Raw genomic sequence first — 19,659 nt, 5'->3', positions numbered from 1 at the left:
AGTTAATCCAAAGCGCGTCATGCGTGTACTCAGCTGTTGACGGCATGTTTCTTCAACGTACTTCGAGTCAGGTGGACAGTATTAGGCGCAATACCTGATGACGGCTGCGCCTTTTCAGGCCTACCAGACTTCGAAATACTTATTCTTTCTCGGCAATGTACGGATCCTCATAGCCCAGAGCAAGCATAATCTCTGTTTCTAAGGATTCCATCTCTTCCGCTTCATCGTCTTCAATATGGTCGTAGCCGAGTAAATGCAGGCTACCGTGCACCACCATGTGCGCCCAGTGGGCCTCAAGCGGTTTGCCTTGCTCCTGCGCTTCTTTCTCGACGACCTGACGGCAGATGATCAAATCGCCCAGCAAAGGCATCTCAATGCCCGGTGGTGCTTCAAATGGGAATGAGAGCACGTTGGTTGATTTATCTTTCCCGCGATAGGTCAGGTTCAGCTCGTGACTTTCCGCGTCATCGACCAGACGAATGGTCACCTCTGACTCTTCCTGAAACTGCGGGATCACCGCATCCAGCCAGCCCTGAAACTGACTTTCTGTTGGTAAACCGGATTCGTCTTCACATGCCAGCTGTAAATCGAGAATAACCTGACTCATTTTTGTTCCTGCTCCTGAGCTTCACGCTTGCGTTCTGCTGCCTGCTCGGCTTTGCGTTTCTGTTCTGCTTCTTCCCAGGCTTCATACGCCGTGACGATACGGGCAACCACCGGATGGCGAACCACGTCTTCGCTATGGAAGAAATTGAAACTAATTTCGTCGACTTCAGCCAGCACTTCAATGGCATGACGCAGACCGGATTTGGTGCTACGCGGCAGGTCAATCTGGGTGATATCGCCAGTGATGACCGCTTTGGAGTTAAAGCCGATACGGGTCAGGAACATTTTCATCTGTTCGATGGTGGTGTTCTGGCTTTCATCAAGAATGATGAACGCATCATTTAACGTACGACCGCGCATATAGGCCAGCGGCGCAACCTCAATGACGTTACGCTCAATCAGTTTTTCGACCTTCTCAAAACCGAGCATTTCGAACAGCGCGTCATACAGCGGTCGTAAATACGGATCGACTTTCTGGCTGAGATCCCCCGGCAGGAAACCGAGTTTTTCACCCGCTTCAACTGCCGGACGGGTCAGCAGAATTCGACGGATCTCCTGACGCTCAAGCGCATCGACCGCAGCGGCAACCGCGAGATACGTTTTACCCGTACCCGCAGGGCCAACGCCAAAGGTGATGTCGTGGTCGAGGATATTCGCAATGTACTGTGCCTGGTTTGGCGTACGCGGCTTGATTACCCCGCGCTTGGTTTTGATATTCACCGCTTTGCCAAATTCCGGCACGCTGTCAGCGCTTTGCTCAAGCACACGCGCTTCTTTAATTGCCAGATGAATTTGTTCAGGCTCAATGTCCTGCGTCTGACCGCGCATTGGGGCGGTATCGACATACAGGCTGCGTAAAATATCTGCCGCTGCGGTGACGCAAATTGGGCGACCGGTCAGCTTAAAGTGGTTATCACGACGGTTAATTTCGATGCCGAGACGACGTTCCAGCTGTTTGATGTTGTCATCAAAGGGGCCGCAAAGGCTCAACAGGCGGGCGTTGTCTGCGGGTTCAAGGGTGATTTCGCGAGTGTCTATGTTCAAACTGTTCCTCTTATGCATGTCTCGCCGGACGCTGAACATTTACCGGCATCTAAGGAAATTATTCACGCCATGGGGGAAAGGCGCAAGCATTGCAATAAATATGGGGATGACAGGGCTGATTACAAGGCCCGCTGGAGCAGCGAGCCTGGGAGTGTTGGCCCGATAAGCATAGCGCCATCGGGCCTTGTTTACGTTTTTCAGCAGGATTAAGGCTGATAAATACCGACGCCCAGATCGTTTTCTTTGCGGGTACGCGCAATAACCGACTCAGGGGATTCTGCGATGCGCAGGCCCATTTCGTCCTCGGTGCGCACCACTTTACCGCGCAGGGAGTTAGTCCAGACATCGGTAATTTCTACATCAACAAACTTACCGACCATCTCCGGAGTGCCTTCAAAGTTCACCACACGGTTATTTTCGGTACGGCCTGACAGTTCCATGATGCTCTTACGCGATGTGCCTTCAACCAGAATGCGCTGGGTCGTGCCGACCATACGACGGCTCCAGGCCATGGCTTGCTGGTTAATACGCTCCTGCAGAATATACAGACGCTGTTTTTTCTCTTCTTCCGGCACGTCGTCAACCATATCGGCAGCAGGGGTGCCAGGACGCGCAGAGAAGATAAAGCTGTAGCTCATGTCAAAGTTGACGTCAGCGATAAGCTTCATGGTCTGCTCGAAATCCTGCGTGGTTTCACCCGGGAAACCAACAATGAAGTCAGAACTAATCTGGATATCCGGACGCGCTGCGCGCAGTTTGCGGATGATCGCTTTATATTCCAACGCGGTATGGGTGCGCCCCATCAGATTCAGCACGCGATCTGAACCGCTCTGTACCGGCAGGTGCAGGAAGCTCACCAGTTCCGGCGTATCACGATAAACTTCAACGATATCATCGGTGAATTCGATCGGATGGCTGGTGGTGAAGCGGATACGGTCAATGCCGTCGATCGCCGCGACCAGACGCAGCAGATTGGCAAACGATCCTGTCGTGCCGTCGTAGTTCTCACCACGCCAGGCGTTCACGTTTTGCCCCAGCAGGTTCACTTCACGCACGCCTTGCGCCGCAAGCTGGGCAATTTCAAACAGGATATCATCCGCCGGACGGCTGACTTCCTCACCGCGGGTGTATGGCACCACGCAGTAAGTACAATATTTATTACAACCTTCCATGATGGACACAAACGCGCTTGGGCCTTCAGCACGCGGCTCCGGCAGACGGTCGAACTTTTCGATCTCCGGGAAACTGATATCAACCACCGGGCTACGGGTGGTGCTTCCACGCACTTTGTTGATCATTTCCGGCAGACGGTGCAGGGTTTGCGGGCCAAAAATAATATCGACATAGTGGGCGCGCTGGCGAATGTGGTCGCCTTCCTGAGACGCAACACAACCACCGACACCGATGATGAGCTTGGGATTCTTCTCTTTTAACAGCTTCCAGCGACCCAACTGATGGAAGACTTTTTCCTGAGCCTTCTCACGGATAGAGCAGGTATTCAGCAGCAGCACATCCGCTTCTTCGGCCACGTCGGTCAGTTGATACCCATGAGTGGCATCCAGCAGATCGGCCATCTTCGATGAATCGTATTCGTTCATCTGACAGCCCCAGGTTTTAATATGGAGTTTTTTGGTCATCGACTTGCTCTTGCGAAATTGTGGCTGAAATGCAGGGCGCATAGTGTACTGCTTTGGCGCGGTTGTGACCAGTATGACGGATGTCAGCCTCAAGGGGTAAAAAATCCTGTAAACTTACGCAATACATGTAACAGGATAATTGACCATGACAAATCAACCAACGGAAATTGCCATTGTCGGCGGGGGGATGGTCGGCGGCGCGCTGGCGCTGGGACTGGCGCAGCATGGATTTGCGGTAACGGTCATTGAACATGCCGTTCCTGCGCCGTTTGTGGCAGACGGACAGCCTGATGTCAGAATTTCGGCCATCAGTTCCGCCTCCGTGTCGCTGCTGAAGGGGCTGGGCGTCTGGGATACGGTTCAAGGGATGCGCAGCCATCCTTATCGTCGTCTGGAAACGTGGGAATGGGAAAATGCCCATGTGATGTTTGATGCCGCCGAGCTTAAGCTACCCTTGCTGGGTTATATGGTGGAAAACACGGTTCTGCAACAGGCACTCTGGCAGGCGCTGGAAGCCCACCCTAAAGTCACGTTGCGCGTGCCTGCGTCGCTTCTCTCTTTGCATCAACATAACGATCGACATGAGCTTGAACTGGCAGGCGGTGAAAAGATCAGCGCCAGGCTGGTCATCGGTGCGGATGGCGCAAATTCTCAGGTGCGGAAAATGGCAGGGATTGGTATCCATGCCTGGCAATACGCGCAGTCCTGTATGTTGATTACCGTGCAATGCGAGAATTCACCGGGAGACAGCACCTGGCAGCAATTTACCCCAGACGGTCCGCGCGCGTTTTTACCGCTGTTCGATAACTGGGCCTCGCTGGTGTGGTATGACTCACCGGCGCGAATCCGTCAGTTGCAGGGGTTAAGCATGTCGCAACTGCAGGCGGAGATCGCCAAACATTTCCCTACACGACTCGGTAACGTAACGCCTGTGGCTGCGGGGGCATTCCCGCTTACGCGCCGTCACGCGCTGCAATATGTGCAGCCAGGCCTTGCGCTGGTAGGTGATGCCGCGCATACCATTCACCCGCTGGCGGGGCAGGGCGTTAATCTGGGGTTCCGTGATGTGGATGCGCTGATTGATGTGCTGGTGAATGCGCGCAGCTATGGCGAGTCCTGGGCTAGTCAGCCGGTGCTGAAGCGTTATCAGAACCGTCGTATGACTGACAATTTCATCATGCAAAGCGGCATGGATCTGTTTTACGCCGGATTTAGCAACAACCTGCAGCCGCTACGTATCATGCGTAATCTCGGGTTAATGGCCGCAGAGCGCGCAGGCGTGCTGAAGCGTCAGGCGCTGAAGTATGCGTTAGGATTGTAGCTCGAGTGGTGCCTGATGGCGCTACGCTTATCAGGCCTACGAGTCATGTAGGTCGGGTAAGGCTTGCCGTCACCCGGTGTTAGAAAAGCAAAAAGCTCGCCGAAGCGAGCTTTTTTAATATGGCTGGGGTACGAGGATTCGAACCTCGGAATGCTGGTATCAGAAACCAGAGCCTTACCGCTTGGCGATACCCCAACGGGCGCACCCACTGAGTGGATGACTTTTTGAAATTGGCTGGGGTACGAGGATTCGAACCTCGGAATGCTGGTATCAGAAACCAGAGCCTTACCGCTTGGCGATACCCCAACAATTTTTTGGATTTACCGAACGAGTCGATACGTCCTTAATATGGTGGCTACGACGGGATTCGAACCTGTGACCCCATCATTATGAGTGATGTGCTCTAACCAGCTGAGCTACGTAGCCAAATACTAACATATTCTTCGATGGCTGGGGTACCTGGATTCGAACCAGGGAATGCCGGTATCAAAAACCGGTGCCTTACCGCTTGGCGATACCCCAATGACCGTTGCGGTGAACCGCTATATCGAAGAAAAAATGGCTGGGGTACCTGGATTCGAACCAGGGAATGCCGGTATCAAAAACCGGTGCCTTACCGCTTGGCGATACCCCATCCGTGCAACGCTTACGGGTGAATGGTGCGGGAGGCGAGACTTGAACTCGCACACCTTGCGGCGCCAGAACCTAAATCTGGTGCGTCTACCAATTTCGCCACTCCCGCAAAAAAGATGGTGGCTACGACGGGATTCGAACCTGTGACCCCATCATTATGAGTGATGTGCTCTAACCAGCTGAGCTACGTAGCCATCTTTTTTTCGCGTAACCTTATCGGCGTTGCGGGGCGCATTATGCGTATTGAGCCTTGAAGCGTCAACCCCTTTTTCATTGAAAATAGCTGTAATGTGACTGTTTGGTTAGGTTGCGAACAGCATGGCGCAATATTCGGCAATTATTAGTTATTAATTGTTTTTTTGCACATAAAACAGACATAAAAAAAGAGCCCCGCAGGGCCCTTTTCTAAGGATTGACTTATTTATACGCGGACTGATGCACGCCAACCGCACGACCAGATGGATCGTTCATGGTTTTAAACGCCTCATCCCATTCGATCGCTTTGGCAGAAGAACAGGCAACCGACGGCCCGCCCGGTACGCATTCCGCAGCGCTCGCAACCGGGAACAGCTCTTCGAAAATCTCACGGTACAAATACGCTTCTTTCGACGATGGCGTGTTGTAAGGGAAGCGGAAGCTGGCGGTTTCCAGTTGTTGGTCAGAAACTTGCTCAGCAGCCACCTCTTTCAAGGTATCAATCCAGCTGTAACCGACACCATCAGAGAACTGCTCTTTCTGACGCCATGCGACGCTTGCCGGCAGGTAGGACTCAAAACATTCGCGCAGAACGTGTTTTTCCATTTTACCGTTGCCGCACATTTTATCCTGTGGGTTGATGCGCATCGCCACATCAAGGAATTTCTTATCCAGGAAAGGCACGCGAGCTTCAACCCCCCAGGCTGACATCGCTTTGTTGGCTCGGGCGCAGTCGAACATATGCAGCGCCTGCAGCTTGCGCACGGTTTCTTCGTGCAGTTCTTTTGCATCTGGCGCTTTGTGGAAATAGAGATAGCCGCCAAATACTTCGTCAGAGCCTTCACCCGACAGCACCATTTTAATGCCCATCGCTTTAATTTTACGCGACATTAAGTACATTGGCGTCGAGGCGCGAATCGTCGTGACATCGTAAGTTTCGATGTGATAAATCACGTCGCGGATAGCATCCAGGCCTTCCTGCACGGTGAAGTGGATCTCATGGTGCACGGTACCCAGATGGTTCGCTACTTCCTGTGCGGCTTTCAGATCCGGTGCGCCTTCCAGGCCGACTGCGAAGGAGTGCAACTGTGGCCACCAGGCTTCGCTACGTTCCTGATCTTCAACACGGCGCGCCGCGTATTTTTTAGTGATCGCGGAAATGACGGAGGAATCCAGACCGCCGGACAGCAGTACTCCATAAGGAACATCTGACATCAGGTGGCTTTTCACCGCATCTTCCAGCGCCTGACGCAGCTCGTTTTTATCGGTAACGTTGTCTTTTACCGCATCATATTCAAACCAGTCGCGCTGGTAGTACTGACGAATTTCGCCGTCTTTACTCCATAAATAGCTACCGGCCGGGAATTCTTTGATTGTGCGGCACACGGGAACCAGGGCTTTCATTTCAGACGCGACGTAGAAGTTACCGTGCTCGTCGTAACCCATATACAGTGGGATGATCCCGATATGATCGCGACCGATCAGATAAGCGTCTTGCTCGCTGTCATACAGGGCAAAAGCAAACATGCCTTGCAGGTCATCCAGAAACTCTGGGCCTTTTTCCTGATATAGCGCGAGGATAACTTCGCAGTCGGAACCCGTCTGGAACTGATAGCGATCGCCGTACTCAGCGCGCAGCGCCTGGTGGTTATAAATTTCGCCGTTAACCGCCAGGATATGCGTTTTCTTCACGTTGTACAGCGGCTGAGCACCGGCGTTGACGTCGACGATGGACAGACGTTCGTGTGCCAGAATGGCGTTATCACTGGCGTAAATACCCGACCAGTCCGGGCCGCGATGGCGCATCAGACGAGACAATTCCAGGGCTTTTTTACGCAGTTCAACTGCGTCAGTTTTAATATCGAATACGCCAAAAATAGAACACATAACCTTCTCCGTTAACCTGTTGCGTGATGCTTTTTATGTTTGCTTGATAAAGAAAATGCCGCAAAGCTGGAGAGGGCGCAAGCGAATTACGGGTCAGAAAATAAAAAACGCAATGGTCATTGTGGATTGGTGAAAAAAGATTACATAATAGACGTGTTTATTAACGAATCGGTATTTTTATGGCTGTTTTATTAAATGGAAGGGTTTCCGTATGCCGGATAAGGTGTTGATACTGCCTACCGGCAATAACGCCGCAAATTTGCCGAACAAGACGAACTCATGTCTTATCCGGCCTGCGAATCAAATCACATCAATTTCAGCGACGGACGGGTAAATCCAGCTTGGTCTGAACGGCATGTTGTCAATGTCGTCGAGCGTCGAAACGCCAGACAATACCAGGATGGTTTCCAGACCGGCCTGGAAGCCCGCCAGAATGTCGGTACGCAGGTTGTCGCCAACGATAACGGTCTCTTCCGAGTGCGCCTGCATTTTATTGAGCGCCGCGCGAATAATCCACGGGCTGGGCTTGCCGACATAAAACGGCTTGCGGCCAGATATTTTTTCGATACCCGCGCACAGTGCACCGCAGGCGGGATAAAAGCCGCGACCGTGAGTATCCGGGTTTGTGGCAATGAAACGCGCGCCGTTGGCCACAAAATATGCCGCTTTATGCATCATGTCCCAGTTATAGGAACGCGTCTCGCCAACAATCACAAAATCGGGGTTCACGTCGGTAATGGTAAATCCGGCTTTATACAGTTCGTGAATTAACGCGCCTTCACCTACCACATAGGCTTTTTTCCCTTCCTGGCGGCGTAGAAAGTCAGCGGTAGCCATGGCGGAAGTATAAAAGACGCTATCAGGGACATTTACACCCGCGGTGGCGAAGCGGTTCGCCAGATCTTGCCCGGTCTGTGAAGGGTAATTGGTCAGCAGAACTAACGGCAGGCCTTTTTCCAGGATCCCAGTCAGAAATTCTGCCGCACCTGGTACGGCAACATTGTCGTGCATCAGCACGCCGTCGATATCACAAATTACATTCTTAATGGCCATGGACAATCCGACATTAAAAAAAGAAGGCATTACTATACACAAAATACACTACATCATTCGAGTTGCATCAAGGCGGCAAGTCTGCGAACCCCTGGAGCTTACTGAAGTAAGTGACCGGGGTGAGCAGATGCAGCTAACGCAGAGTCAGCTCGAAGGATGACGTGTATTAGTTTTCCAGCAAACGTTGCAGCAGTGTACCGTTGAGCATCGCACGCTTCACCAACGCAAAGGCGCCAATGGCAGAGCGGTGATCCAGCGTGGAACGAACCACCGGTAAATTGTGGCGAAACGCTTTCAACGCCTGCGTGTTGATACAGCTTTCTATTGCAGGCAGCAGCACTTTATCAGCCTCGGTAATTTCGCCCGCAATGACGATTTTTTGTGGGTTAAACAGGTTGATAGCGATGGCGATGGTTTTACCCAGGTGGCGACCAACGTGCTCAATGACTTCTGCTGCCAGATTATCGCCTTTATTTGCCGCCTTACAGATAGCTTTAATGCTGCAATCATCCAGCGTGAGCCGGCTTGGATAACCCTGTTTCAATAAGTTCTGCACGCGGTGTTCGATGGAGGCATTGGCGGCAATGGTTTCCAGACAGCCGAAGTTACCGCAGTGACAGCGCTCACCCAGTGGTTCAACCTGAATGTGACCAATCTCGCCCACGTTGCCATTGCGACCGATGAAAATTCGGCCATTGGAAATAATTCCCGCCCCGGTTCCGCGGTGAACTCGCACCAAAATGGAGTCTTCGCAATCCTGGCTTGCCCCGAAATAGTGCTCAGCCAGCGCCAGACTGCGGATATCGTGACCGACAAAGCAGGTAACCTTGAAGCGTTTTTCGAGCGCTTCGACCAGCCCCCAGTTTTCGACCTGAATGTGCGGCATATAGCGGATGACGCCGCTTTCAGGATCAACCAGGCCAGGCAGAATGACGGAAATCGCAATCAGCTCACGGATTTTCCGCTGGCAGCTCTCAATAAACGTTGCAATGGTGTTGAGCAGGGCATACTCCAGCGTTTCCTGGGTGCGCTCCGGGAGAGGGTAATGCTCTTCGGCGACCACTTTACTGCTCATATCATAGAGCGTGAGCGTCGTGTCGTGACGGCCCAGGCGTACGCCGATGGCGTGGAAGTTGCGGGTTTCGGTGACGATAGAGATAGCGCGGCGGCCTCCGGTGGAGGCCTGCTGATCGACTTCTTTGATCAGCCCGCGTTCGATCAACTGACGCGTAATTTTGGTTACGCTGGCGGGGGCAAGCTGGCTTTGCTCGGCAATTTGAATTCGCGAGATTGGCCCATGCTGGTCAATCAGGCGATAAACCGCCGCGCTGTTAAGCTGTTTTACGAGATCAACATTACCTATTTGAGCTTGTCCGCCTGGTGTCATTCTTTCTCTTACTCAGTAACGACCTCGTTGCCATTAACGATGGTCTTGATGATTTTAAAGTCGTGCGTGAACGCAGTCAGGTTGGCTACTTTGCCTGGCGCGATGCTGCCGAGTTGTTTGTCGACGCCAATGGCGCGAGCAGGGTAGAGCGTTGCCATGCGTAAGACTTCGTCGAGAGCGATATTCGCATGTTCGACCAGATTGCGTACGCCTTCAATCATGGTTAATGATGAACCGCTCAACGTACCGTTCTCATCAACGCACAATCCATTCCGGTAGTATATTGTTTTACCAGCGAAAATGAACTGTTCAATGTTTGCACCTGCCGGCGCGGTCGCATCGGTGACCAGGCACAGCTTGTCGCCTTTCAGGCGTTTGGCATTACGAATGTTAACGTAGTCAACGTGCAGGCCATCGGCGATGATACCGCAATAGATATCGGCTTCATCAAGAATCGCACCCGCCAGACCGGGCTCACGGCCGGTAATATACGGCATCGCGTTGAACAGATGTGTCGCAAAGGTGATGCCTGCGCGGAAGCCGATTTTTGCTTCTTTTACCGTCGCATTTGAGTGACCTGCAGAAACAACAATACCTGCATTTACCAGTTTGGTGATGACCTCGACCGGGACCATTTCTGGCGCCAGCGTCACTTTGGTGATCACATCGGCATTATCGCACAGGAAATCGACCAGCGCAGCGTCCGGCTGACGGACAAATCCCGGATTATGAGTACCTTTTTTCACCAGATTCAGCCACGGACCTTCAAGATGAAGCCCTAATGCCTGATTTGGGTGTTTCGCCAGGTATTCACGCATGACGCGAACGCCTTGTTTCATCAGGTCATCGCTGGTGGTAATAAGCGTTGGCAGGTAGCTGGTGCAGCCGGATTTTTCATTGGCTTTCTGCATGATTTCCAGCGTTTCAACGGTCACGGCCTCTGCCGTATCGTTAAACTGTACGCCGCCGCAGCCGTTTAGCTGTACATCAATAAAACCGGGGGAAACAATGGCCCCATTCAGTGAGCGCTGTTCAATTCCTGACGGTAACTCAGCCAGTGGGCAAACGCTGTCAATCAGGCCATTGGCGACAACAATCGCATGGTCATCAAGAATTTCGTGACCGGTAAAGATCCGGCCCTGGGTTAAAGCATACATTCCGACCCCCGATTTCAAAAAATGCCGCCCTGCAACTTATCGACAGGGCGGAGACATCAATTACAGACCTTTAATATTTTCCGCTTCTAACTCGTTAAAGTATTTCAGCGTTTTCACTTTCAGTTCCATGGTGGAAGGCTCATCGCACACCACAACGGCTTTCGGATGCAGCTGCAGACAGCTGATGGTCCACATGTGGTTAACGTTGCCTTCAACGGCAGCTTGCAGCGCCTGCGCCTTCTGGTGACCCAGTACCAGGATCATCACTTCTTCGGCATCCAGCAGGGTGCCCACGCCAACGGTCAGGGCGTATTTAGGCACCTGGCTTACGTCGCCGTCAAAGAAGCGTGAGTTAGCAACACGCGTGTCGTGAGTCAGCGTTTTGATGCGAGTACGGGAAGCCAAAGAGGAGGCCGGTTCGTTGAACGCGATGTGACCATCGTTGCCTACACCGCCCATAAACAGGTGGATTTTACCGTAAGAACGAATTTTTTCTTCATACTGGCGGCATTCTGCATCAATATCGGGCGCGTTACCATTGAGGAGGTTGATGTTTTCTGCTGGAATATCAACGTGATCAAAGAAGTTGCGATGCATGAAGCTATGGTAGCTTTCCGGATGTTCTTTCGGCAGGCCAACATATTCATCCATATTGAAAGTTACAACATGTTTGAAGCTCACCTGGCCCGCTTTGTGCATTTCAACCAATGCTTTATAAGCTGTCAGCGGAGTACCGCCAGTCGGCAGGCCCAGAACGAACGGACGATCTGCCGTTGGTTTGAACGCGTTAATACGGTTAACGATATGGCGAGCAGCCCATTTGCCGACTTGTTCAGCGGTATTCAGGGGGATCAGTCTCATTCTTCACCTCAAAAGTAAATGTAAGCAGTTGGCGGATTGAGTCTCTGTGCAGTATTAAGCGTAACCTGGTTTTGCATCGGTAAGGATCAATCCGTTTCGATTTTTTGAATGATAAAATAAGTTTTCGTAGTTAGCCAGTAGAAGGGAGGCTTAATAACGATATTTGGTGACTGAAATCACAAAAAACACGCGTTTAATTTGCGATACGAATTAAATTTTCACACACTCTGAATGTAGATGAATGGTTAATATCGTTGCTCCAGAATCTTGCTGTCAGGAATGGTCGCACAATAAAAATATGGCTTCAAAGAAGCCTAATCGGGGTCTCGTAGGGGGAATAAAATGAATATTTTAGGTTTTTTCCAGCGGCTGGGTAGGGCGTTACAGCTCCCCATCGCTGTGCTGCCAGTCGCGGCACTGCTGCTGCGATTCGGCCAACCAGATTTACTTAACGTACCCTTCATCGCGCAAGCGGGTGGGGCCATCTTTGATAACCTCGCGTTAATTTTCGCTATCGGTGTGGCTTCCAGCTGGTCAAAAGACAGCGCGGGCGCGGCAGCGTTGGCGGGTGCGGTCGGTTATTTCATATTGACCAAAGCAATGGTTACCATTAACCCGGCCATCAATATGGGTGTGCTGGCGGGTATCATCACCGGTCTGGTCGGCGGTGCGGTGTATAACCGTTGGTCTGGTATCAAACTGCCTGACTTCCTGAGCTTCTTTGGCGGCAAACGCTTTGTGCCGATCGCCACTGGCTTCTTCTGTCTGGTGCTGGCTGCTATCTTCGGCTACGTGTGGCCACCGGTGCAGAACGCCATCCATGCGGGTGGTGAGTGGATTGTGGGCGCAGGCGCACTGGGTTCCGGTATCTTTGGTTTCATCAACCGTCTGTTGATCCCAACCGGTCTGCATCAGGTTCTGAACACCATCGCCTGGTTCCAGATTGGCGAATTTACTAACGCCGCTGGTACCGTATTCCACGGTGACATCAACCGCTTCTACGCGGGTGACGGCACTGCGGGTATGTTCATGTCTGGTTTCTTCCCGATCATGATGTTTGGTCTGCCGGGTGCGGCGCTGGCGATGTACTTCGCGGCTCCGAAAGCACGTCGTCCGATGGTTGGCGGTATGCTGCTGTCCGTTGCGATCACTGCATTCCTGACCGGTGTTACCGAGCCGCTGGAATTCCTGTTCATGTTCCTGGCTCCACTGCTGTACCTCCTGCACGCACTGTTAACAGGTATCAGCCTGTTCGTTGCAACACTGCTGGGTATCCACGCAGGCTTCTCCTTCTCCGCAGGTGCTATCGACTACGTGTTGATGTACAACCTGCCGGCAGCAAGCCAGAACGTCTGGATGCTGGTGGTGATGGGTCTGGTGTTCTTCGTTATCTACTTTGTGTTGTTCAGCGCGGTTATCCGTATGTTTAACCTGAAAACGCCGGGCCGCGAAGATAAAGAAGACGACATCGTTACTGAAGAAGCCAACAGCAACACTGAAGAAGGTTTGGCTCAACTGGCAACCAGCTACATTGCAGCGGTTGGCGGTACCGATAACCTGAAAGCAATTGATGCCTGTATCACTCGTCTGCGTCTGACCGTTGCCGACTCCGGTCGCGTAAACGATGCGATGTGTAAACGTTTAGGTGCTTCTGGAGTGGTTAAGCTGAACAAGCAAACTATCCAGGTCATTGTGGGTGCGAAAGCTGAATCCATCGGCGACGAAATGAAAAAAGTTGTCGCGCGTGGTCCGGTGGCGGCAGCGTCTGGCGAAACTGCGCCAGCAGCAGCGACTCCGGTTGCAAAACCGCAGGCTGTAGCAAACGCAGCAACCGTTGAAGCGCTGGTTTCTCCGATTACCGGTGACGTCGTTGCGCTGGAGCAGGTTCCTGATGAAGCCTTCGCCAGCAAAGCGGTAGGCGACGGCGTGGCGGTAAAACCAACGGATAAAATCGTGGTTGCTCCGGCTGCGGGCACCATCGTGAAAATCTTCAACACTAACCATGCGTTCTGTCTGGAAACCGTGAAAGGCGCGGAAATCGTGGTCCATATGGGTATCGATACCGTCGCGCTGGAAGGTAAAGGCTTTAAGCGTCTGGTTGAAGAAGGCGCGGAAGTGACTGCAGGCCAACCGATTCTGGAAATGGACCTGGAGTACCTGAACGCCAACGCACGTTCCATGATTAGCCCGGTTGTGTGCAGCAACAGCGATGATTTCGGCGCTCTGGTCATTAAAGCCGAAGGTCATGTGGTTGCTGGTCAAACACCACTGTATGAGATTAAAGGTAAATAACTGCTCCTGAGTAAAGTGAGTTAAGTGCCTTAAGCGGCGGGGGATCTTCCTCCGCCGCTTTTTTTTGCAGCAAATACCCTCATATATCCTGTTGAAACACCTTTTTTGTGCAACTAATAGTTGTCTCCTGACGTCGCTTATAAGATCATGTTCCGTTATACGTTGTTTACGCTTTGAGGAATCCACGATGAGTGAGGCTGAAGCCCGCCCGAGTAACTTTATTCGTCAGATCATCGATGAAGATCTGGCCAGTGGTAAGCACACCACTATCCATACACGTTTTCCGCCGGAGCCAAATGGCTATCTGCACATTGGCCACGCGAAATCCATTTGTCTGAACTTTGGCATTGCGCAAGATTACCAGGGCCAGTGCAACCTGCGTTTTGATGATACGAACCCGGTTAAAGAAGATATCGAGTACGTTGAGTCGATTAAAAACGACGTTGAATGGTTAGGTTTCCACTGGACTGGCGATATTCGCTACTCTTCGGATTACTTCGATCAGCTTCACGCCTATGCGGTAGAGCTTATTAATAAAGGTCTGGCATACGTTGACGAACTGTCAGCGGACGAAATCCGCGAATACCGTGGCACGTTGACTCAGCCTGGCAAAAACAGCCCGTACCGCGATCGTAGCGTCGAAGAGAACCTGGCGCTGTTCGAAAAAATGCGTACCGGGGGTTTTGAAGAAGGTAAAGCCTGCCTGCGCGCGAAAATCGATATGGCTTCGCCGTTTATCGTAATGCGCGATCCGGTGCTGTATCGTATTAAATTCGCCGAACACCACCAGACCGGCAACAAGTGGTGCATCTACCCGATGTACGACTTTACCCACTGCATCAGCGATGCGCTGGAAGGCATTACGCATTCACTGTGTACGCTGGAGTTCCAGGATAACCGTCGTCTGTACGACTGGGTGCTGGACAACATCACTATTCCGGTTCATCCGCGCCAGTACGAATTCTCGCGCCTGAATCTGGAATACACCGTGATGTCCAAGCGCAAGCTGAATCTGCTGGTGACTGACAAGCACGTTGAAGGCTGGGACGATCCGCGTATGCCAACGATCTCTGGTCTGCGTCGTCGTGGTTACACCGCCGCCGCTATCCGTGAGTTTTGCAAACGTATTGGCGTGACCAAGCAGGACAACACCATTGAGATCGCTTCTCTGGAATCCTGTATTCGCGAAGATCTGAATGAAAACGCCCCGCGCGCGATGGCGGTTATCGATCCGGTGAAACTGGTTATCGAAAACTACCCGCAGGGCGAGAGCGAACTGGTCACCATGCCTAACCATCCGAATAAACCGGAAATGGGCAGCCGTGAAGTGCCGTTCAGCGGTGAAATTTGGATCGATCGCGCAGACTTCCGTGAAGAAGCCAACAAGCAGTACAAGCGTCTGGTGATGGGCAAAGAAGTACGTCTGCGTAACGCTTACGTGATCAAGGCCGAGCGTGTAGAGAAAGATGCGGAAGGGAATATCACCACCATTTTCTGCACTTACGATGCGGACACTCTGAGCAAAGATCCAGCCGATGGTCGTAAAGTAAAAGGCGTTATTCATTGGGTAAGCGCGTCCCATGCGCTGCCGATTGAAATCCGTCTGTACGACCGCCTGTTTAGCGTACCAAATCCAGGTGCGGCGGAAGATTTCCTGTCCGTCATCAACCCGGAGTCGCTGGTCATTAAACACGGCTACGGCGAGCCATCACTGCAGGCCGCGGTTGCAGGCAAGGCGTTCCAGTTTGAACGTGAAGGCTACTTCTGCCTCGACAGCCGCTATGCAACGGCTGACAAGCTGGTGTTTAACCGCACCGTTGGTCTGCGTGATACGTGGGCTAAAGTGGGCGAATAAGCTGCCTCATATCCTGTCTAAACGCCGCTTCATGCGGCGTTTTTTTTCGCAAAAAAACCGTGCGCCAGGCTCCGTTTGCGGAGCGAATTAATTACATGCCTGTAATAATGGATTGGCTGAATGTTTTTGCGTTTAAATAACTTACCTCAATATGAAATGGGCTGAAACCGATTTCATCTCCATGGAAAACAAGCCTTTTTTTCATTTTCTCAACGCTTTTTTATCTCCCAATGAAAATGTAACAGAAAGCAATGAAATATGTGCGGTTGCTCATACTATTACATACTCGTTACAGAAAGAGATTGATAATTCGCGTCGCGAAAAATAGTCTATTCATTGTAGTCACTGAGGTTTTCTTAGCGCTACTTTTTTAATTTTTGTTTTTTCGCTGACCGCTTTTATCGGCAGCATTTAATACCCAATGGATTTCGAGTTGCATCAAGGCGGCGACGCAGCGAATTCCCGGGAGCGTACATCAGTACGTGACTGGGATGAGCGAGGAAAGCCAACGCAGATGCGGCTTGAAAGACGAAGGGTTATACGTCAAAGAGGATTAACATATGCGTACGTTTAGTGGCAAACGTAGTACGCTGGCGCTGGCTATCGCCGGTATCACAGCAATGTCGGGTTTTGTTGTTGCTCCCCAGGTACACGCCGAAGGTTTCATTGATGATTCCACTTTAACCGGCGGCATCTATTACTGGCAGCGTGAGCGTGACCGTAAAGATGTGACCGATCATGACAAATACAAAACCAACCTTTCTCACTCCACCTGGAACGCTAACCTCGACTTCCAATCCGGTTATGCGGCCGATATGTTTGGTATTGATATCGCAGCATTCACCGCTATTGAAATGAACGAAAGTAGCGAAAGCGGCCATCCAAACGAAATCGCATTCTCTTCAAAAAATAAAGGCTATGACGAAGATTACTCCGGCGATAAAAGCGGAATTAGTCTTTATAAAGCAGCAGCCAAATTTAAATACGGCCCAACCTGGGCGCGTGCCGGTTACATTCAACCAACCGGACAGACTCTGTTGGCTCCGCACTGGAGCTTTATGCCAGGGACCTATCAGGGTGCTGAAGCCGGCGCCAACTTCGACTATGGTGATGCGGGTGCACTGAGCTTCTCCTATATGTGGGCCAACGAATATAAAGCACCGTGGCACACCGAAGTCGATAAATTCTATCAGGCTGATAAAAAGACCAGCGTAGATTACCTGCACTCAATCGGCGCGAAATATGACTTCAAAAATAACCTGTTGCTGGAAGCGGCATTTGGTCAGTCTGAAGGCTACGTCGATCAGTACTTCGCAAAAGCCAGCTACAAATTCGATTTAGGCGGTAACCCGTTTACCACCAGCTACCAGTTCTACGGCGCGCGTGACAAAGTTGATGACCGCACCGTGAACGATATTTATGACGGTACGGCCTGGCTGCAGGCGTTGACCTTCGGCTACAAAGTGGCGGAAGTGGTTGACCTGCGTCTGGAAGGGACCTGGGTTAAAGCGGACGGGCAGCAGGGTTACTTCCTGCAACGTATGACGCCGACCTACGCCTCATCCAACGGTCGCCTTGATGTCTGGTGGGATAACCGTTCCGACTTCAACGCCAACGGCGAAAAGGCAGTCTTCTTCGGCGCAATGTATGACCTGAAGAACTGGAACCTGCCGGGCTGGGCAGTGGGCGCGTCCTACGTTTACGCATGGGATGCCAAACCTTCTACCTGGCAGCTCAACCCGGATGCGTACTACGACAAAAACCGGACTATCGAAGAGTCTTCTTACAGCCTGGATGCGGTTTATACCCTGCAGGACGGTCGTGCGAAGGGCACCATGTTTAAACTGCACTTCACCCAGTACGACAACCATTCAGATATTCCGAGCTGGGGCGGTGGTTACGGCAACATCTTCCAGGATGAGCGTGACGTGAAATTCATCGTTATTGCTCCGTTCACCATCTTCTAATGCCAACAGCGGCAGGCCTGGCGCCTGCCGCATCGTTGAGGAAAGTGCTATGAAAAAACTGATACTCATCGCCGTTATGGCATCAGGGCTGGTGGCTTGTGCACAATCCCCTGCGCCGAAAGAAGACAGCCGTCTGAAAGAAGCCTACAGCGCGTGTATTAATACCGCGCAAGGATCGCCGGAGAAAATAGAAGCCTGCCAAAGCGTGTTGAATGTGCTGAAGAAAGAAAAGCAGCACCAGCAGTTTGCCAATGAAGAAAGCGTACGCGTACTGGATTATCAGCAGTGTATCCAGGCCACGCGCACGGGTAACGATCAGTCTGTTAATGCTGATTGCAACAAAGTCTGGCAGGAAATTCGTAGCAAGAATACTGCGCAGTAAATCGAAAAATGAAAATACAACGGGCGGAGAATTTTTCCGCCCGTTTGCTTTTCAGAGCTTATGTTCCACCGGTTGATAACCCCGACTAAGCCGCACAAACAGCATTGCCGTGGCGGCGAGTCCGCAAAGTGCCGCGCACATCAGCCACCATCCCGGTGAGCTTTTATCCCCGGTGAGCTGAACCAGCGCCGTGGATATGACCGGCGTTAGGCCGCCAAAAATCGCCGTGGCAAGACTGAATGCCAGTGAAAAGCCCACCGTACGCACATAGACCGGCATCACCTCGGTGAGTGCGGCTACCATTGCCCCGTTATACATCCCAAAAAAGAACGAGAACCAAAGCAGGACCAACGTCATGCGCGTAAAATCTGGCGCGGCGGTGAGCCAGTGCATTACCGGCCAGGTGGTGATCAGTGCGAGTACGGTAATCCCCATCAACACCGGACGACGACCAATTCGGTCAGAAATTGCCCCGCCAATCGGCAGCCAGATAAAGTTAGAAATACCGACCAGCATGGTGACTACCAGGCTATCGCGCGCGCTCAGGTGGAGTACAGCCCTGCCGTAGGTCGGGGTGTAGACGGTAATGAAATAGAACGTCGTAGTGGTCATCGCCACCAGCAGCGTACCCGCAGCAATGAGGCGCCAGTTTTTGATGATAGTGGTGAAAATTTCCCTGGTGTCGGGCCGATGTGTTCGTTGTAAAAATGCGTCGGTCTCCTGAAGCGAACGGCGCAGGACGAAGATCAAAGGAATAATCATGCAACCAATAAAGAAAGGAATGCGCCAACCCCATTCAGAGATCTCATCGTGCCCCAGCGTGGCGTTCAGGCCGTAACCAATCAATGCAGCTACCACAATCGCGACCTGTTGGCTGGCGGACTGCCAGCTTGTGTAAAAGCCTTTATTGCCAGGCGTGGCGATTTCAGACAGATAAACCGAGACGCCGCCCAGCTCCACGCCCGCAGAGAAGCCCTGTAATAATCGACCAACTAATACCAGCACAGGAGCCAGCAGGCCAATACTTTGATAACCGGGAACAAGGGCAATCAGCAGGGTACCGCAGCCCATAATCGCCAGCGTCACCATCAGTCCCTTACGGCGACCAATTCTGTCGATGTAAGCGCCCAGCACGATTGCCCCAACCGGTCGCATTAAGAAACCCGAGCCGAATACCGCGAAGGTCAACATGAGCCCGGCAAATTCACTCTCCGCAGGAAAGAAAGTCCTGGCGATATAGGTGGCGTAAAAACCGAACAGAAAAAAGTCGAACTGTTCGAGAAAATTACCGCTGGTTACCCGCAGTATTGCGCCGAAAGTTCCGGCGCGCGATGGTTGTTGTGTCATTGGGTTTGCTCCACTGTCCTATCATAATATTTATA

At 51.9% G+C, this 19,659-nt stretch carries 14 protein-coding genes and 7 tRNA genes; 5 read left to right on the top strand and 16 right to left on the bottom strand.

Features of this window, described 5'->3' with window-relative positions:
* Positions 1-139: 139 nt before the first annotated feature.
* The 3 genes from ybeY to miaB all read right to left on the bottom strand — a co-directional run bounded on the left by ybeY (position 140) and on the right by miaB (position 3,287).
* The gene (gene ybeY / locus WHR59_RS16910; RefSeq protein ID WP_003835559.1) at positions 140-607 is read right to left on the bottom strand and encodes an rRNA maturation RNase YbeY; all 468 of its coding nucleotides are present in this window, start codon (positions 605-607) and stop codon (positions 140-142) included.
* Entirely contained in the window at positions 604-1,650 is a 1,047-nt protein-coding gene (locus WHR59_RS16905) for a PhoH family protein (RefSeq protein WP_003022776.1), read from the bottom strand. Before WHR59_RS16905 ends, ybeY begins: the two co-directional genes overlap by 4 nt.
* A 206-nt stretch (positions 1,651-1,856) precedes the next feature.
* Positions 1,857-3,287, bottom strand: coding sequence for a tRNA (N6-isopentenyl adenosine(37)-C2)-methylthiotransferase MiaB (miaB, locus tag WHR59_RS16900; protein ID WP_338843318.1), 1,431 nt, complete (start codon positions 3,285-3,287; stop codon positions 1,857-1,859).
* A gap of 145 nt (positions 3,288-3,432) precedes the next feature.
* Between miaB and ubiF the strand changes: the two genes are divergently transcribed.
* A complete protein-coding gene (gene ubiF, locus WHR59_RS16895) occupies positions 3,433-4,608 on the top strand; it encodes a 3-demethoxyubiquinol 3-hydroxylase (RefSeq protein WP_087051566.1) in 1,176 nt (391 codons plus the stop codon).
* Positions 4,609-4,728: 120 nt separating this feature from the next.
* On the opposite strand, the gene WHR59_RS16890 is transcribed toward ubiF, so the two are convergent.
* The 12 genes from WHR59_RS16890 to nagB all read right to left on the bottom strand — a co-directional run bounded on the left by WHR59_RS16890 (position 4,729) and on the right by nagB (position 11,781).
* Positions 4,729-4,803, bottom strand: a tRNA-Gln gene (locus WHR59_RS16890).
* Positions 4,804-4,839: 36 nt separating this feature from the next.
* Positions 4,840-4,914 (bottom strand) — tRNA-Gln (locus WHR59_RS16885).
* A 43-nt stretch (positions 4,915-4,957) separates the two neighbouring features.
* Positions 4,958-5,034: transfer RNA gene (locus WHR59_RS16880), tRNA-Met, on the bottom strand.
* 21 nt (positions 5,035-5,055) lie between these two features.
* Positions 5,056-5,130, bottom strand: a tRNA-Gln gene (locus WHR59_RS16875).
* 37 nt (positions 5,131-5,167) lie between these two features.
* Positions 5,168-5,242: transfer RNA gene (locus WHR59_RS16870), tRNA-Gln, on the bottom strand.
* A gap of 23 nt (positions 5,243-5,265) precedes the next feature.
* Positions 5,266-5,350, bottom strand: a tRNA-Leu gene (locus tag WHR59_RS16865).
* 8 nt (positions 5,351-5,358) lie between these two features.
* Positions 5,359-5,435: transfer RNA gene (locus WHR59_RS16860), tRNA-Met, on the bottom strand.
* Positions 5,436-5,658: 223 nt separating this feature from the next.
* Complete coding sequence (gene asnB / locus WHR59_RS16855; protein WP_003835552.1) at positions 5,659-7,323, bottom strand: asparagine synthase B; 1,665 nt, start codon at positions 7,321-7,323, stop codon at positions 5,659-5,661.
* Between the two features lie 300 nt (positions 7,324-7,623).
* The gene (gene nagD / locus WHR59_RS16850; RefSeq protein ID WP_338843317.1) at positions 7,624-8,376 is read right to left on the bottom strand and encodes a ribonucleotide monophosphatase NagD; all 753 of its coding nucleotides are present in this window, start codon (positions 8,374-8,376) and stop codon (positions 7,624-7,626) included.
* Positions 8,377-8,542: 166 nt separating this feature from the next.
* Complete coding sequence (nagC, locus tag WHR59_RS16845; RefSeq protein WP_043015581.1) at positions 8,543-9,763, bottom strand: DNA-binding transcriptional regulator NagC; 1,221 nt, start codon at positions 9,761-9,763, stop codon at positions 8,543-8,545.
* Between the two features lie 8 nt (positions 9,764-9,771).
* Entirely contained in the window at positions 9,772-10,920 is a 1,149-nt protein-coding gene (gene nagA, locus WHR59_RS16840) for an N-acetylglucosamine-6-phosphate deacetylase (RefSeq protein ID WP_043015582.1), read from the bottom strand.
* Positions 10,921-10,980: 60 nt separating this feature from the next.
* Positions 10,981-11,781, bottom strand: a complete 801-nt coding sequence (gene nagB, locus WHR59_RS16835) for a glucosamine-6-phosphate deaminase (protein WP_003022803.1) — start codon at positions 11,779-11,781, stop codon at positions 10,981-10,983.
* A 342-nt stretch (positions 11,782-12,123) separates the two neighbouring features.
* Here nagB and nagE point away from each other — a divergent pair, with 342 nt between their 5' ends.
* The 4 genes from nagE to chiQ all read left to right on the top strand — a co-directional run bounded on the left by nagE (position 12,124) and on the right by chiQ (position 18,277).
* Positions 12,124-14,073, top strand: coding sequence for a PTS N-acetyl glucosamine transporter subunit IIABC (gene nagE, locus WHR59_RS16830; RefSeq protein ID WP_047412672.1), 1,950 nt, complete (start codon positions 12,124-12,126; stop codon positions 14,071-14,073).
* Between the two features lie 187 nt (positions 14,074-14,260).
* Positions 14,261-15,928, top strand: a complete 1,668-nt coding sequence (glnS, locus tag WHR59_RS16825) for a glutamine--tRNA ligase (RefSeq protein WP_043015584.1) — start codon at positions 14,261-14,263, stop codon at positions 15,926-15,928.
* 560 nt (positions 15,929-16,488) lie between these two features.
* Entirely contained in the window at positions 16,489-17,895 is a 1,407-nt protein-coding gene (gene chiP / locus WHR59_RS16820) for a chitoporin ChiP (RefSeq protein ID WP_047412667.1), read from the top strand.
* Positions 17,896-17,944: 49 nt separating this feature from the next.
* On the top strand, positions 17,945-18,277 hold the full coding sequence (chiQ, locus tag WHR59_RS16815) for a ChiQ/YbfN family lipoprotein (protein ID WP_047412664.1): 333 nt from the start codon (positions 17,945-17,947) through the stop codon (positions 18,275-18,277).
* Between the two features lie 51 nt (positions 18,278-18,328).
* Here the strand turns inward: chiQ and WHR59_RS16810 are convergent, their stop codons facing one another.
* Positions 18,329-19,624: an MFS transporter gene (locus tag WHR59_RS16810; protein ID WP_043015587.1), complete on the bottom strand. Its 1,296-nt coding sequence runs from the start codon at positions 19,622-19,624 to the stop codon at positions 18,329-18,331.
* Between the last annotated feature and the right edge of the window lie 35 nt (positions 19,625-19,659).

This window comes from Citrobacter europaeus (assembly GCF_037482245.1).
GTDB classification, from domain to species: domain Bacteria; phylum Pseudomonadota; class Gammaproteobacteria; order Enterobacterales; family Enterobacteriaceae; genus Citrobacter; species Citrobacter europaeus.
Note: the sequence above shows the minus strand (reverse complement) of the source record. Positions and strands in the feature narration are given on the sequence as shown.

What these genes read in the sequence shown, in the direction of transcription:
- ybeY (WP_003835559.1), bottom strand. Translation starts at nt 607, where the DNA reads ATGAGTCAGGTTATTCTCGATTTACAGCTGGCATGTGAAGACGAATCC.
- miaB (WP_338843318.1), bottom strand. Translation starts at nt 3,287, where the DNA reads ATGACCAAAAAACTCCATATTAAAACCTGGGGCTGTCAGATGAACGAA.
- ubiF (WP_087051566.1), top strand. Translation starts at nt 3,433, where the DNA reads ATGACAAATCAACCAACGGAAATTGCCATTGTCGGCGGGGGGATGGTC.
- asnB (WP_003835552.1), bottom strand. Translation starts at nt 7,323, where the DNA reads ATGTGTTCTATTTTTGGCGTATTCGATATTAAAACTGACGCAGTTGAA.
- nagD (WP_338843317.1), bottom strand. Translation starts at nt 8,376, where the DNA reads ATGGCCATTAAGAATGTAATTTGTGATATCGACGGCGTGCTGATGCAC.
- nagC (WP_043015581.1), bottom strand. Translation starts at nt 9,763, where the DNA reads ATGACACCAGGCGGACAAGCTCAAATAGGTAATGTTGATCTCGTAAAA.
- nagA (WP_043015582.1), bottom strand. Translation starts at nt 10,920, where the DNA reads ATGTATGCTTTAACCCAGGGCCGGATCTTTACCGGTCACGAAATTCTT.
- nagB (WP_003022803.1), bottom strand. Translation starts at nt 11,781, where the DNA reads ATGAGACTGATCCCCCTGAATACCGCTGAACAAGTCGGCAAATGGGCT.
- nagE (WP_047412672.1), top strand. Translation starts at nt 12,124, where the DNA reads ATGAATATTTTAGGTTTTTTCCAGCGGCTGGGTAGGGCGTTACAGCTC.
- glnS (WP_043015584.1), top strand. Translation starts at nt 14,261, where the DNA reads ATGAGTGAGGCTGAAGCCCGCCCGAGTAACTTTATTCGTCAGATCATC.
- chiP (WP_047412667.1), top strand. Translation starts at nt 16,489, where the DNA reads ATGCGTACGTTTAGTGGCAAACGTAGTACGCTGGCGCTGGCTATCGCC.
- chiQ (WP_047412664.1), top strand. Translation starts at nt 17,945, where the DNA reads ATGAAAAAACTGATACTCATCGCCGTTATGGCATCAGGGCTGGTGGCT.
- WHR59_RS16810 (WP_043015587.1), bottom strand. Translation starts at nt 19,624, where the DNA reads ATGACACAACAACCATCGCGCGCCGGAACTTTCGGCGCAATACTGCGG.